This is a genomic window from Baaleninema simplex PCC 7105 (genome assembly GCF_000332355.1).
Lineage (GTDB): Bacteria > Cyanobacteriota > Cyanobacteriia > Cyanobacteriales > Geitlerinemataceae > Baaleninema > Baaleninema simplex.
Genome location: NZ_KB235959.1, coordinates 241,969 through 257,018 on the forward strand (window position 1 = coordinate 241,969; position 15,050 = coordinate 257,018).

8 protein-coding genes and 1 pseudogene are annotated in these 15,050 nt (G+C 54.3%); 5 read left to right on the top strand and 4 right to left on the bottom strand.

All coding sequences use genetic code 11. The features are described 5' to 3' along the window. Positions 1 to 358: 358 nt before the first annotated feature. The gene (locus GEI7105_RS41085; protein ID WP_144053973.1) at positions 359 to 1,750 is read right to left on the bottom strand and encodes an adenylate/guanylate cyclase domain-containing protein; all 1,392 of its coding nucleotides are present in this window, start codon (positions 1,748 to 1,750) and stop codon (positions 359 to 361) included. A 204-nt stretch (positions 1,751 to 1,954) separates the two neighbouring features. Beyond that, positions 1,955 to 6,823, bottom strand: coding sequence for a WD40 domain-containing protein (locus GEI7105_RS0120970; RefSeq protein ID WP_017662377.1), 4,869 nt, complete (start codon positions 6,821 to 6,823; stop codon positions 1,955 to 1,957). A gap of 384 nt (positions 6,824 to 7,207) precedes the next feature. Here GEI7105_RS0120970 and GEI7105_RS0120980 point away from each other — a divergent pair, with 384 nt between their 5' ends. Beyond that, positions 7,208 to 9,130, top strand: a complete 1,923-nt coding sequence (locus GEI7105_RS0120980; RefSeq protein ID WP_017662379.1) for a tetratricopeptide repeat protein — start codon at positions 7,208 to 7,210, stop codon at positions 9,128 to 9,130. Between the two features lie 253 nt (positions 9,131 to 9,383). On the opposite strand, the gene GEI7105_RS0120985 is transcribed toward GEI7105_RS0120980, so the two are convergent. Continuing rightward, complete coding sequence (locus tag GEI7105_RS0120985) at positions 9,384 to 9,968, bottom strand: NADPH-dependent FMN reductase (protein ID WP_026097834.1); 585 nt, start codon at positions 9,966 to 9,968, stop codon at positions 9,384 to 9,386. 208 nt (positions 9,969 to 10,176) lie between these two features. On the opposite strand from GEI7105_RS0120985, the gene GEI7105_RS0120990 reads away from it, so the two are divergent. Beyond that, positions 10,177 to 10,554 carry a hypothetical protein gene (locus GEI7105_RS0120990; protein WP_017662381.1) on the top strand — a complete coding sequence of 126 codons (378 nt, stop codon included), beginning with the start codon at positions 10,177 to 10,179 and terminating at the stop codon, positions 10,552 to 10,554. Positions 10,555 to 10,926: 372 nt separating this feature from the next. Then, a complete protein-coding gene (locus GEI7105_RS38695; protein ID WP_071592093.1) occupies positions 10,927 to 13,032 on the top strand; it encodes a caspase, EACC1-associated type in 2,106 nt (701 codons plus the stop codon). 228 nt (positions 13,033 to 13,260) lie between these two features. Here GEI7105_RS38695 and GEI7105_RS0121000 read toward each other — a convergent pair whose 3' ends face one another. Further along, positions 13,261 to 13,824 (bottom strand): Uma2 family endonuclease, encoded by a 564-nt coding sequence (locus tag GEI7105_RS0121000; protein ID WP_017662382.1) that lies wholly within the window; start codon positions 13,822 to 13,824, stop codon positions 13,261 to 13,263. 478 nt (positions 13,825 to 14,302) lie between these two features. On the opposite strand from GEI7105_RS0121000, the gene GEI7105_RS0121005 reads away from it, so the two are divergent. Then, positions 14,303 to 14,539 (top strand): hypothetical protein, encoded by a 237-nt coding sequence (locus GEI7105_RS0121005; RefSeq protein ID WP_017662383.1) that lies wholly within the window; start codon positions 14,303 to 14,305, stop codon positions 14,537 to 14,539. Positions 14,540 to 14,583: 44 nt separating this feature from the next. Continuing rightward, positions 14,584 to 15,050, top strand: a pseudogene (locus tag GEI7105_RS38700) (ISKra4 family transposase); the annotation flags it as partial.

The following is a 15,050-nucleotide window of genomic DNA, read 5'->3' on the forward strand; positions in this document are numbered from 1 at the left end:
TTTCAAAGGGGGGCGAAGGGGGGATAGGGGGCTAAGGGGGGATGTGGTGAAGACTTCTTGAATCCCCGCTTATCGGAAACGGATGAAGGATGATTTCGGAACGCGATCGGGAAAAATTGCAAAATTTTTCTAAGATTTAGTTTATCAAAACACCTAAAACTGCGATATTAGCGATTTTGCAGCGATAGAAGTCGATTTAACCGCTATAGATTTGACTGAGACAATTTGACGTGACCCGACAGCAGCAAGCAACCCCGACGCTTAGAATTGTAAAATTTTGGTAAAGTGGGTTGCGGGGTCATACCCCTCATGGCTATAGTAAACACAGTAGATGCACCCTGATGGCAACGCCCGGATTTCAGTCCTGGGCGTTTTTTTTCGGGTTGGGGCTGGCTGTGACGCCGGCCGTTAGCGGTTGCGACGGGCGCTTGGCGAGCAACAAGTACGTCGTCATCGTACCTTTCCCTTTAATGTCGATCGCCCCCCGCGACTCGAACTCATAGCGATCTTTGAGACGTTCGTAGGTAGTCTCTGTCACCTGAATACAGTCGGGAACGCCGTGAGATTCCATGCGACTGGCGAGGTTGACCGTATCGCCCCAGAGATCGTAAATAAACTTTTTCAAGCCGATGACGCCTGCAACGACGGGGCCGATGGCGATACCGATCCGCATTTGAAACTGATGGGGATGTCGCCGGTTAAAGGCTCGCAACGCCTGTTTCATTTCCAAGGCCATATCGGCGATCGCCGCGTCGAAATCCGCTCGAGGTTCGGGCAATCCCGACACTGCCATGTATGCGTCGCCGATGGTTTTAATCTTTTCTAATCCGTAGGAATCCGCCAGGCGATCGAACTGCGAAAAAATTTCGTTGAGTAACTCGACCAATTCCGGGGGAGAAATTTGTCCCGACAGTTTCGTGAAGCCGACGATATCGGCAAACAACACCCCAGCGTCCGAAAAACTATCGGCGATCGCGCAGTGACGCGTTTGTGCTTTGAGCCGTTGGGCGATGGGGCGCGGCAAAATATTCAACAGTAGCTTTTCCGATCGCGCTTGTTCTTCAGAGAGGCGATCGTAAGCTTCCTCTAACTGACGTCGAGCGGTAAATTCAGCTCGCTGCATCTTCTCGTAAAACAACACCGACAGATCGCAGATGGCACAAGTCCACCCCAAATAGAGCATCAATCCGCCCTGAGTCAGTTCTGGAATCGGAATTTGTGTCGGAATTCCCAACAGCGTCGAGGCGCCGAGGTAAACCCCCAACGGAATCAGTTGAGCGATCGCGTGCAGTCGCCAATAGACGGGTATCAGCGTCGCTTGAGCGAGAAACACCAGCGGCCACACCATCAACGACGGGGCGAGGATTCCGGTGAAGATCCGCTGCACCAACGGCGTGAGGGTAATCGAGATGGAAAACACCACGAACACCCAACCGAGTCGCTGGTATCCCCAACGCGATCGCAGCCAGCCGAAACACAATCCCGTCGCTGCCAACGTGACGAGCTGTACGACTATCCAATCCCGGTTAAATTTTTCGATCTCGAAGGCTAAATGCCACAGCTCGAGACCGAAAAACGTGAAATACACGCAGCAGACGAGTACCGCGCCCAATATCAAACGCCGCCGCACGAAGCGATCGCGCCACCGCTGATAGTCGGGATGCGTCGGTTGCCTTGGCGAATGTGGCCATGCTTCTAAAAGCCGACACCTTATCGTCCCGAGCCAGTTCTGCATCGATTGTAAATTCATGGTTCCCGCACACCGTGATGGATATAGAACCCGAGAAGGACGCACGTCGAACAGTTGCCTGAGACACTGTCGCGACCGACTGTCACCCCCTCCTACTCTTACCCCTTAATATTGCCTCTTTTTCAACGAGCAGGGAACCGCGAACCGCGAAGACTGTTTTCCGCGAACTGCGGTTTTCGAGCAATACACACAATTGTATTTTTGTCAAGACCTCGAGCGTCGATCGCAGAGGGTGCGATCGCGCTCCAGCAGGCGAGGATTGGTTTGCAAATAATCCCGAACCCAACTACACCCCTGTTGTAACAGACGCTCTAAATTGTCACCTTTCGGAAGCAGCCAGAGTTTCGCCGTTCCGTCCTTACTGGCGGTTGCGAACAGATGGCCGTGCGGGTGGAAACTCACGCTGAGAACGCTGTCGGTGTGCGCTTCAAAATCGTCCAGGAGCGTTCCGTCGCGTCGCCAAAGCTTCACCGTGCGATCGTTCCCCACCGACGCCAAGAGTTCCCCGTCGGGACTGAAACTCACCCAGTTAACCGGGGCGGTATGGCCGTCAAACGCCGTATTCCCCTCAAACGTTTGAAGGTGGAGGCCGTCGCGGTTCCAGAGCTTGACGGTGTTGTCCTTGCTCGCCGTGGCGATCGCCTCGCCGTCGGGACTGAAACTCGCCCAATACACCGAACTCGGCGTTTCGACGCGCCGCAGCAGTTTCCCCTCGAACGACCACAGCGCAAACGTTTTATCATCGCTGGCCGAGAGCAGCGTTCGTCCGTCGGGACTCCACATCACGGCGTTGGCTTGTTCGGCGTGAGCGGCGATCGTCCGGACTCGCACCCCGTCCGACACCCGCCACACCACCACCGAACCGTCGAGACCGGCCGTGGCCAGAAACGTTCCGTCCGGGCTGAAACTGGCACTTTTGACACTGTCGGGGTGGTTTAAGATGGCAACGGGGTCAGTTTGACCTAACCGCCACAATCGAGCCGTTCCGTCGGCGCTGGCGGTGGCTAAAATCCGTCCGTCCGGGCTGAAGGCGATACTGTGAACCCGGTTTTGATGGCCGTTGAGAGTTCGGTTCGGCGTTCCGTCGAGGTTCCAGAGTTTCACTGTCTTGTCGGCGCTGGCGGTGGCTAACAAGTCTTCCGTGGGGCTGAAACTCACCGCCCACACCGAATCTAAGTGACCCGACAGGATCGATCGCCGGGTTGGGTCGCGATCCCACAGGCGTACTGTAGTGTCCGTACTCGCCGTGGCTAACGTTTCTCCATCGGGGCTGAAACTCACCGCCCACACGCGATTTCGGTGTCCGGTGAGCGTTTGACGGAGCGTTCCGTCGCGGTGCCACAGCTTCACCGTGCGGTCTTCTCCAGTCGTCGCTAACGTCGTTCCGTCGGGGCTGAAACTCACGTCGAACAGCAAGGCGTCCGCCGTCGCCGATCGCTGGAGTTGTCCGTCGGGAGTCCAGAGTTTGAGGGTTTTGTCCGTGCTGACGGTGGCGATCGCTCCGTCGGGGGCGACGGAAATTCCCGTGACTTCCCCCTGATGTCCGTCGAGTCGCCGCACTTCCGTCCCGTCTAGCGTCCAGGCGATCGCCACCGTATCGCCTCCCGCCGTCCACAGCGTCGTTCCCGCGCGATCGAACGCCATCGCAAACACGAACCCCTGATGACCCGTCCAACGTTGCAGTAGCTCTCCCGCCACCGTCCACAATTGCACGGTTCCATTGTCGCTAGCGGTGGCCAACATCTCCCCGTTGGGACTAAAAGCCACGCTCGTCACCATTGCTTCTGGCGTTAGCGTTTTTACGAGGGTTCCGTCGCGACGCCAGAGTTTGGCCGTTCCGTCAGAACTTCCCGACACGACGAGGGTTCCGTCGGGACTGACGCTAACGCTCGTGACGGGTTTTTCGTGTCCCGTGAGGACCGCCATCAACGTGCCGTCGCGATGCCACAACCGTACCGTATTGTCCCAGCTCGCGGTGGCCAAAAACGTTCCGTCCGCACTGAAGCTGACATCGACGACGCTGTTGCGATGGCCTTCGAGGCGGTTGCGTTCGCGGGTGGTGTCGAGACTGTGCTGTAAGATCCGCACCGTCTGACTTTGCAACGAGAGATCCGGGGGCGGGTCGAGTTGTTGGATTTTCGAGGCGGCGTAGAGACTTTGTAACAACGCGGCGAAGCGATCGGGGGTCGAGGTGCGACTGGCGGCGGCGTTGCGGGCTTCGATTTCGGCGAGGGCGGCGTTGCGGCGTTCTCGCTGGGCGACGTTGGCGAAGATTCCGAGAACGAGGGTTCCGAACAACGAGGCGATCGCACCGGTCACGAGAAAGCGTTTGAGGCGGGTGTCGCTGTTGCGCTGGCGTTTCTGCGCTAAGGTCAGTTGTTGGAGAATGTCTTTTTCGCGGCTGAGTTTTCGATTCTGCGCCCGCAAGTCCGCTACGGCTTGGGAGTCGGCCCGTTCTCGATGTTGGCGGATGAAGGGAACGAGGTAGTCGTGAACCAGTTGGTAGCGGTTGTCGGGAACCTCGGGAAGTAAGGACACTAAGCCGGATTTGACGAAAATTTCGAGGACTAAATCCAGCACTGACTTGAACATCGAGTCTAAGGTGTCGGTACTGCCGCTCAAGTCCCGCACCAGTTCGCTGTAGGATTTGATGGGGCGGTTTCCGTATTTGTCAGTCAGGTGGTAGAGGAGTTGGCGGGCGGCGTCTTCGTTTTCGGCTCCGCAATCGCGCACGGCGTCCTCGAGGAAGCGTTCGACGAGTTCTTGTTTGGGGTTGGTTCCGAGCTGGCGGTATTTTTCGAGGGTGGTGATATTGTCCTGTTGGAGACTAGCGCCGACGATTTGCAGTTCGATGGGGCGCACGTCGCCGGTTTCGCGAGATAAGTCGCGCACCAGTTCGTCGATGAGTTCGTCCTCGAGTTCCAGGTGAGGTCGGGTTTCGGTGAGGTGGCGAATCAGGTGGCGGGTGTCGTCGGGGGAAAAGTTGCTGAGGTAGTAGCGGTTATTTTTGTTGAGGATGTCGTTGTCGAGGGCGTCGATAACGACTTGACGATCGCATTCGAGAAGGTGGTGCAGGTAGTCTTCGCGCAGAGAAAGAACCACTTTGACGTAGGGGATATCGAAGCAGCGATCGAGAAATTCATAAAAGATGCGGCGGTACTGGCTGGGGGTGCGAACGAAAAAAAATTCCTCGAACTGGTCGAAAATTAAAACCACGATGCGGTTGCGATCGACGACGGCGGTGAGGGCGTCGAGGATTTGCTCGAGGTGCGTCTCGAGGGTGGGGGCGAGAAATTTGACGGCGAGGGATTTGGCGTTGGCGCGGACGAGGGCGGTGTAGAGTCGGCGAGCCAGGCGATCGCACCAGTTGCTGTAAACGCGCAGCACCACGGGAAGGACTTCTCGGGTGGCGAGGGTGGATTGGTGCAACGCCGGAACGAACCCCGCATCGACGAGGGAACTTTTTCCGACGCCCGAGGGGCCGTAGAGAACGATGAGTTTGCGATCGGGACGGGCGATGCGTTCGATGAGGCGATCGATATCGAACTGTCGTGGCGAGGCGAGAATTTCCGGGGCGATACGTTCGCGATTCGGGCTGTGAGGGCGGCGCAGGTTGAGGGCTTGACGTTGGGGTCGGAGTTGACCGGCGCCGATGAAGGCGCGGAATCCGTACTGTTGCTCGATCGAGCGCTGGTGTTGTTTGAGGTGAAACGCAGCCAGATACTGGTGGTGATGGCGGTAGCTGGTTTGCAGGATATCGAGCGATCGCAGGTAGCGTTGGGGGTCGAGTTGGTGGGAGGGATCGCGCAAGGCGTCGGGAAGCTCTTGCAGCGCGCATTCGAGGTTGTCTCGGGCGCGATCGTGCAGCTTGAGGTGGGTTTGGATGGTGACGAGGTCGAGGCGAAACTGTTGGGTCAGTAAGGCTCGGTACGGTGCGGGGCCTTTGGTTTCGGCGACTTTTTGTTGCGCGAGAACCTCCATCGCTTTATCCACCCACAGGTGCGCGCGATACCACCGCTGTTCGATGGCGGAGATTTTGGCTAGAAATCCGTAATCGATCGCCTGTTGGATGGGGTCGCCATAGGTTTGATGCAGGTTGACGGCGCGATGGGCGAGGGTTTGTAAGTCGTCCCACTGGTGCAGGCGATCGAGGACTTCTTCGAGGAGGGTTATCGGGCCGGCGGTGCAGTCTTCTCGTCCGGCGCGATCGAAGATCTCGAGACTCTGGGTCAGGGCGGTTTTAGCGCAACTCAACCGTTCGTCGGTTTCGGTGGCGTCGCAGTAGCGCAGGTGGACGAGTCCGAGGTGCAGAGAGATCGCCGCCTGCTTTTCGAGAACGGGGCGATCGTCGGGTTGTCGGTTCCAGTAGTCGAGGCTGCGATCGAAGTATTGGCGGGCGGTTTCGAGGCGATCGCGATCGTAGGCGTGGCGTCCGACGAGGAACTGTACCGACGCTCGCAGAGACGGCGAGAGGGACACTCGCTGTTGTTGTAAGGTTTGCAAGGCCGATCGCAACTCTTTGCGATCGCGGTCGTCGAAGCCGCTGGCGACGGCTAGCAAGTGAGTCGAGGAAGCGTTGAGAACGGTATGAAAGGCGCGTTCGGTACGGGCTTCGATCCAATGGAGAATTTGCGGGGCGGATAAGCTAAATTCGTACGTGATGCCCCAGCTTTCAAAGTCGGGAACGCGACGCACCAGTTGCGCTAAGAGATCGTCGTTAGCCCACAGCACGATGGGGAAGGGAAAACGTTTGCGAAATTCTTCCCGCACCGTAGAGTTCGCTTGTAACAGGCGCTCTCGATTGGCGATGTCGTCGAGGCCGCAAACGGAGAGAACCGCCGGTTTCTGGGTGGCGGCGGTCGCTTTGACGGCGTGAAACAGACTACAGGCGTCGGGAGACAGGCGCAAGTCGAGGACCTCCACCGAGACGAGACTCGTGAGTTTTTCGAGGAGGTGCGATCGCAAGGCGTCGTAATTGCACCGGGCGAACATCAATTTGAACTGTCCCTGCGCCGATTCGATCGCGAACGCCAATTCGCGCAGTAACGTATCGTTTTGGCGTTCTAAGTCCATCTTCGGCTCCGTCGCTGTAGAAAACGCGATCGCCCCGTCACTCGTATCGATGGGAACGAGACTTTTTCAGTTTAGCCAAAACCCACAACCTTTCGGAATTTCCCGTGACAGGCGAAAGGCTGTCACTTTGACAGTCACCCGTTGTAGGGTGCGTGACTTAAAAAATCGGGTGTAAATCGTGAGACCGATCGCTCTGTCACGCACCGCCAACTTCTCCCCTTCTCCCCCTCTCCCCTTCTCCCCCTCTCCCCCTCTCCCCCTCTCCCCCTCTCCCCTTCTCCCCCTCTCCCCCCTCTCCCCCTCTCCCCTTCTCCCGGTAAATTCCTGACTATCAACGGGATTCGTGAAAAAAGGAATAGACCTCCACAGCTTCGATCGCGCCTTATGTCCGTGCCATCCGCCTCGACGCCAACCCATTTGGCGGCTTCGGGTATTGCAACCCCCGAACCGTCAGACCCGAACCAACCGGTTTACCAACGACTCAAGTTGGCCTTGGCGTTGGGGTTGCGCCGACAGTTGTTTTTAGCCGTCTGCGACGATACGGCGCGATCGAACGCACTGGCGGCTCGACTGCAAGCCGAACTCAGTCCGCAAATCCGACTGCTGAGCGTGCAATTTGATATCAGTCACCCCGAACCGTTGGTGCAAATTCGCCGCGTTCTCCCCACGTCGCGAGACGCGCCGACGCCGCTCGATCGTAAGCCAATGGGAGTGCAAGTCTTGGGGATTTCGGCACTGACGCGCCAGTCGGCGAACAGTCAATGGTCGTTTCTCAAACATCTGCGCGAAATGCCCGGCGCGATCGCTTCTCTCGATATCAGTTTAATCTTTTGGATTTCTCGTCCTTGGCTGCACGTCATCCAACAGTCCGCCCCGGAATTTTGGCAACATTGCACGGGGGTATTCGAGTTTCACGGCGAACCGACCGGACAGTCTACTTCGGCGGTTCCGACGACGACGCCCCCGTCTCGTCCGTCGCCGAAACGCACGTTAGCGAAACGCATTCCGCCGCCTCCGGTTTGGAAACAGATCGATGCGGCCTTGGTGCGTTCGGTTCTCGCTACCCGTCACGAGTTCGAGACGATCGACCCTGTGGCACTGTTACACGATATCGACCGACTGCACGAACGCCGTGCTAGTCCGTCTCAACTGGCCGATCGCTATTACCACTTGGGAAACCGCTACCGCGAACGACTCGAGGGGGATTCGCCTTCGGAAGCGTGCGCCCGCGTCGCCGTTCGACTTTACCGCCGCGCCGTACAACTGTGGCAACTCGATCCCGAGGCAGATGGGGGGCGCTGTCTGGCGGCTCTCAACGACATCGGAACGTTACAGGGGCTGCTCTCGAAGTCGCAACCCCGCGAGGTAAAACTCCGCGACCTCGAAGCAAGTTTAGAGGCGTATCGGGAGGGGTTGTCGCTCCTCGATATGAAAAGGCAACCGCAGATTTGGGCGACGCTGCAACACAATATCGGTTCGGTGTACGCGGATTTGGCGCGGGTTCGCCAACAGCCTCGAGATTGGAAACGGGCGATCGCAGCCTTTGAAGCAGCTTTGTACTGTCACGATCCTGAGACCGACCCGCAACAGTACGCCGCCCTGCAAAACAACTTGGGTACGGCTTACTGGAGTTTGGCGCAATACGGCGAGGCGACGACACACCTCAACGCAGCGATCGCCGCTTATGCGGCAGCGTTGGAATACTACACCAGCGATCGCGACGAACTCAATTACGCCATGTTGCAAAACAACATCGGGACGGCCTACTGGACGCTCTCTCAACAGGCGCAAGCCCCGGAATGTTTGCATTTGGCGGTGGCGGCGTATCGGGAGGCGTTACGCTATCGCACCCCCGATCGCTTCCCCGCTGGCTGTGCGGCGACGCAGAACAATTTGGGAACGGCGTACTGGCATTTGGCACAACAAACGCAGTCCGATCCGCCGACGGCCAAGGCGTATTTGGAACAGTCGATCGCAGCCTACGAAACGGCGATCGCGGTCTCGGACTCTTTAGACTCCCTGACCTTCGACGCCAACGCCACGCACAACAATCTCGGGTTGGCACACGATCGCCTAGCGTTGCAGTGCGATCGCGCCGAGGCTCTCCAACATCTCGAAACGGCGCTACACCACCATCTCAAGGCGTTAGAAGGCTGGCACGATCGCCCCGAACGGGCGAAAACGGCTATCGAGGCGATCGCTCGTTCGGTTCGTCAGTGTTACGCCATTGGCGGCATTGAGGGGCAATCTCGAGCTTTTTCTCGACTTCCTCCGGCTCTGCTGTCTGAGGTGATGGGGAAGTTGTAGTCCTGGGGGCGATCGTTGCGATTTTTATTTTTGTTGAGGTCGAATTACAAGTATTGAATAAAAAATCAAGCGTATATTCAGGTTCGACCCTACAATTATTTTTCTTAGAATCTCAAAAATTGCCCGAGTTGTCAAGAGGTCTTTCGCGGTGCGATCGCCTAAGTTGTTTAAAAAAACAATTCAATCGTTCAAAACTCGGCAAGTCCGATCGACTTACCGAGTATTTGCCTAAAATCTGGAAAAATCGCACAGACTACGAGAGTTTAGCCAGCACTTCCGCCAGTTGCTTGCCTAAATCTTCCACTGCTGCCTGCTGTTTTTCGTTTTTGAGGCGATCGCTCTCGTCAAATGCCTCGTAAGCGTTGGAAATCGACTTCTCGCCGGGCAACACCAACACGCCGATATTTCCGAGAATATCTCGCACGTGGACGAGTCCGCGCATTCCCCCAAAACCGCCAGGAGACACGCTCATAATTGCCGCTGCTTTGCCGCGAAAACAGGTTAACGCTAGCGGCGGTTCTCCCGGTTCGGAACGAGACGCCCAGTCGATGGCATTTTTCAACAGCGGGGTAATCGAGCTGTTGTATTCGGGGCAGGAAATCAAAAAGCCCTGATGGGACTTCATCAACGCTTTCAACTGCATCGCGTTGTCGGGAATGCCCGATTTTGCCTCTAAATCCTCGTCGTAAAGGGGAAGGGGCAACTCTCGAAAGTCGAGATAGGTGACTTTCGCTCCAGCGGCTTCGGCTCCCGAGGCCGCAATTTTCACGAGTTTTTTGTTGAAGGAGCCATCTCTAGCACTGCCTGCAAACGCGAGAATTTTAGGTGTATCGCTCACCGGTTCGATCTCCAATTTCTGCAAATCGTTTTCAATTATGTCCTATTTTCGCGAATTTAAAGCGCGATCGCCGACACGATCGTCTCGGAACGACTGACTGCGATGCGATCGGCTTACAAAATTTGAAGATTTGATTCGTTTTGAAGACAGTTCCTATGAGGTTTTGGTATAACAGAATCGAGCGATCTATTCGTTATTTCTAAAAAAAATGGAAACTAACTCTTCAATTCAAATCACGGTTTCGTTTGTCGATACCGATTTAGACGAGGACGAAAAAGAAATGGAAACTCAACGGCTTTTCAATAGCTTGAAGAAACTCGATGAGGTCGAGCGAGTCGATCGCGTTCTCGATCCGAACCCCCCTCAAAGGAACAAAGCTTTTGGCGGCTTTTTAATTGGCTTGCTGACCGCAGAAGTAACTCGAGAAAATGTTGAAGCATTGTTTAGATTTTTAGGCGATCGCCTGTCTGGAAAAACGATCGATCTGAAAGTTGAAGTAGAAGGCAAAGTTCTCGAAGTATCTGCCAGCAGCCGAGAAGAACTCGAATTTGCGATCCAACAAGCTATGCAATGGGCGAAAGCGTAAGCTCGAACAAATTGCAATACATTTGAATACTTATATAGCAACCCTAGATCGGTTATGTAACAAAATCGAGAACGGGGAACGGGGAATCGTTTTTTTTGGGTGTTTTAATTTTTGACAACTCATTTGGGACGGCTATAAAAACAAAAAATTTAAGTAGAGTATGCTGAATAAAGCAGAAACTTTTATAAAAAAGGATGTTAAGGGAATTGCTCCCTAAAAGGTTCCGAGTTTTTGTCTATAATGAAATTAAAAATTCGAGAGAAAGTCAATCGCGAGTCGCACGCATTCCTCAGCTTCCGATCCCCTGTTCCCTGTTCCCTGTTCCCTTCCCACACTTTAACTTGAATACTTTTTCAGAAAACCCTAAGTAAAATGACAAAAACAGCCCTACTCATCGGCGTGAGTCAGTACGCTGCCGGACTAACTCCCCTTCCCGGCGCGATCGCAGATGTCAATGCCATGAAAGCGGTGCTAGAAAATCGCGAACTCGGAGGATTCGATCGCGTCAAAACATTACTCGATCCCGATCGCCAGCAGATGGAACAGGAAATCGAGCTTTTATTTTCCAACTGTCAAAAAGGCGATCTTGCATTACTCTTTTTCTCGGGACACGGTATCAAAGACGAAAGCGGTCGCCTCTATTTTGCCACCCGAATCACCAAAAAGAGTCAAAGTGGAGAATTGCTCAAATCCACCGCCGTTCCTGCCAATTTCGTACAGGATATGATGAGCGGCAGTCGTTGCAAACGTCAGATCGTCATGCTCGACTGTTGTTTTAGCGGTGCGTTTGCAGAAGGAATGACCGCAAAAGACGATCGCACCGTGGACGTGCGATCGCAACTCGGCGGAGAAGGGCGAGCCGTCCTCACTTCATCGACAGCTATTCAATATTCGTTCGAGCAAGAAAACGAAGCGTTATCAGTTTACACGCGCTACTTAGTAGAAGGCATTCGCACGGGAGCGGCGGACTTAGACGCAGACGGCAAAATTTCCATTGACGAGCTACACGATTACGCCAGACAAAAAGTTCGCGAAGCCGCACCGGCCATGAAACCCAAAATTTTCGCCGTTGAAGAAGGGTTTCGCATTATCGTCGCCAACGCAGCCCAACAGGATCCCGAGTTACGATACCGTCAAGAAGTCGATCGGTTCGTCCGCGACGGTCAAATTTCTGAGGTCGCTCGCCTCGCTTTAGATGCGTTACGGGAACAGTTACAGCTCGATTCTGAAGTCGCTCGACAAATCGAAGCAGAGGTTTTAGAACCCTATCGCAAATATCAAGAGAATCTCGCCCATTACGAGCGAGCGTTCGAGAAAACCGTACAGAACGAATTCCCGTTAAGTGAGGTGACGCGACAGGAATTAAGCCGATTGCGCGACGTTCTGGGTTTGCGGGCCGAAGACGTGGCGGCCATTGAAGGACGCCTGACACCGAAGGTCTCGGAAAAGCCAGCCATCGAGCCAGAAATACCCGAGAAGCCGCACGACGAACCCCCTCGAGAACCCGATGTCAAGCGCGATCGCCGTTTCGTTCGTCGTCGATGGGTGGTGGCTGTTCTCGTGTTACTGTTTGGGGTTCCCGTTGCATGGTGGCAATTCCGAGATTCCCCACCTTCTCCCGAGGATATCGAACGTCAAGAACCCGAACTCGACTCTCTCGTGCAACCATTGGGATGGATTCGCCTCGGTGCGATCGAAGGTACGTCAACCCCGATAGATCCTGGAACGCCATTACTAGAACAGGAACGACAAACCCCGATCGCGATCGAACCTCCTCAGATTCCAGAAACGGGACGAACTGTCACCGTCCGAGTGGAGCAAACGAGTAACATTCGCAGCACTCCGCCTCAAGGTTCGGAATATCTCTTAAATCCCGACATTACCGGTACGGTCAAAAACGGCGATCGCGTTGTCATTTTAGAACTTTGGGCGGGAGTCGATCCGAACTGGCCCTCACGACAGCAAATTTGGGCGCAAGTCGGACGACAATCGGAGCGCGGTAAGAACTACGATCGGTTACACGAGGCGTTGAAAGAACGACGTTGGCGTAAAGCCGACGACGAAACAGCGCGTCTGGCGTTCGAGATTTCCGATCGCACCCAAGCCGGTTTTCTCGACAGACAAAGTATCGATACGTTTCCTTGCACCGATTTGCTGACGCTCGATCGCCTCTGGGGTGAATACAGTCGAGAAATTGTGTCGGGAGAGAGTCGGTTTGGCTTCAGCGTCCAAAGTCAAATTTGGCAAAACGTGGGGGGATCTGCCAATGCAGACGAGCGCGTTCGTCAAGCGTTTTTAGAAGAAGTTGGTTGGCAAAACGCTCGAGCGATCGATCGTCTTACCTTCAGAACGAACGCACCTCGCGGTCACTTACCGTCTGCGATCGGACGGATCGGCTCGAAAATTATCTTAGAAGACAACGAGTCAGAAAAAAACGAGTTTGCCAGCCTTACGAACCGACTCGAATACTGTCGCTAGTCGTCAGGACAGCAACCGTGAAGATTCCGCACCAACACCCGCGATACGATAGAGAATAGCCAGTAGGGTGTGTTCCGGCTTGCAATCCGTTTAAACCTTTACCCCTCCTGGACAACTTGCCGGAACGCACCATTCTTATTACGATCGATCTCTTGACCCGGTATTTCTTTTGTAGGGGCGAAAAATTTTTCGCCCCTACAAAAGCCAGAACGCACCCTTCGCAAACCTCTAATCAAACAAATCCGATACAACACAAGAAAATCCCGGTAGAATCGGACTGGTGAGGGAATCCCTAGAAAATAGAGTTTCTGAGAGGCTTAACCGAGAACCATCCCGGCGATAGACTTTCAATTCCTGCTTGTGTCGATCCAGAATCCAATACTCTAAAACCCCTTCCGATGAATAGAGTTTGAGTTTGAGTTCGTAATCCCGTTGGCGATCGCGTTGGGAGTTCGACAAGACTTCCACCACCAAATCCGGGGCGGCGGTTAGATGGCCAGACTCATCTAAACACGCATCCAGTCGTTGCTGACTCACCCAAGCCACATCGGGGATGACACTGTTGATATCTGAAAAAATAATCCCTGGAGCGATCGCCGTTCGTCCCAATCCCGTTTGACGCGACCAGGCTTTTAAGACCATATAGACATTACCACTAATTTCTTGGTGCTGCCAATGAGGGGCGCGAGTCACAATCAGTTGTCCATCTACGATTTCATAGGAGTTATTCGGGTCATCAAATAACTCTAAATCGGCGATCGTCCAGCGAACCGTCTCTGAGGATACTGGCATAACTTAAACCGTTATCATTCATAAGCAGGAGTAGGGGCGAAAAATGTTTTGCCCTTACTGACGAGGCCAGGCACTTCCCACCAAACACCATTCTTTCCCTCCTATCTTAGCCCATAATAGGGGACGAGCTTCACCCGCGACCACTGTGACCCAACGATCGCTCGCCCTGGATAGTCTGCGAGGATTAGCCGTTCTCGCCATGGTCTTCTCGGGAATACTTATAGCCTTAGATCATACAAGAGGTTCAGGCATCTGTTATAAAAAATGCCCTTCCTCTTGTTTAAGTGTCCAAATCTCCGGCAGGGTTATTTTAGTATAAATAAAAATAATAAAAAAAATTAAAGTTATCACAAAAAGCTATAATTTTCGGGTTAGAGTGGTCATCTACTGAGTAGGGGAGCATCTAGTTAAGGCAATGAGTATAAATACGCATTGACCGGTCTGGGAGAATAGAGGGTAAAGCATTCCCCAGTCGTCGATGACCCCAGAAGAACGTCAACAACTCAAACAAGCCGCCGAAACCATCGCCCACATCCTGTACCAAAATACCCCTAAAGAGAAAGTCCAAGACTTCGAGAGCATCGAGCTGAGCCTGCGCGACCACTGGCTCGAAACCCTTGGCCCGGAACTGGCCCTATTTTTTTTGCCCAAAGCAGCCAGACTCGTAGCGGACGAGAACGAAAAATTAGGAGCTGTATTGGAGAAGTCTCCCTAACCAGTAATCAAGCCAAACGCTTAAAGGTTAAGCCCCGCACACGAGTGAGTCCTCATCTAGAACGTTGTTCGTTGCTCCTTTGTGCCAACGAATCCTTCGCTAACGCTGAAGTCGATATCGAAGTCCTGACTGGGGTCAAGGTTTCTCACGGCACTCAGCATCGCCAAGCCCGCCAAAACGCACTGTCATTGAGCCAAAGCCAAGACTCGGTGAGGGAAATGAGTGTTGATGGTGGCAAGGTGCGACTACGCACCCCTAAAGGACAAGAAAGTCTCTGGCGCGACTACAAAGCCATTGCTCTACACGGACAGGTTTGTGCCGCCGTCTTTCAAGACAACGCTCAATTGGCCGACTGGGTACGCCAACAGCCAAGGGCTGAGTCGGTGAGTGTCGTGGCCGACGGTCATCCCGGTGTCTGGAATTTGGCTCGTGATTGCCTCAAGGAATCCCAACGCCAGGAAATCCTCGACTGGTATCACAGAGGTGGAGAACCTCCATCGTGTCGGGGGCT

What these genes read in the sequence shown, in the direction of transcription:
- GEI7105_RS41085 (WP_144053973.1), bottom strand. Translation starts at nt 1,750, where the DNA reads ATGAATTTACAATCGATGCAGAACTGGCTCGGGACGATAAGGTGTCGG.
- GEI7105_RS0120970 (WP_017662377.1), bottom strand. Translation starts at nt 6,823, where the DNA reads ATGGACTTAGAACGCCAAAACGATACGTTACTGCGCGAATTGGCGTTC.
- GEI7105_RS0120980 (WP_017662379.1), top strand. Translation starts at nt 7,208, where the DNA reads ATGTCCGTGCCATCCGCCTCGACGCCAACCCATTTGGCGGCTTCGGGT.
- GEI7105_RS0120990 (WP_017662381.1), top strand. Translation starts at nt 10,177, where the DNA reads ATGGAAACTAACTCTTCAATTCAAATCACGGTTTCGTTTGTCGATACC.
- GEI7105_RS38695 (WP_071592093.1), top strand. Translation starts at nt 10,927, where the DNA reads ATGACAAAAACAGCCCTACTCATCGGCGTGAGTCAGTACGCTGCCGGA.
- GEI7105_RS0121000 (WP_017662382.1), bottom strand. Translation starts at nt 13,824, where the DNA reads ATGCCAGTATCCTCAGAGACGGTTCGCTGGACGATCGCCGATTTAGAG.
- GEI7105_RS0121005 (WP_017662383.1), top strand. Translation starts at nt 14,303, where the DNA reads ATGACCCCAGAAGAACGTCAACAACTCAAACAAGCCGCCGAAACCATC.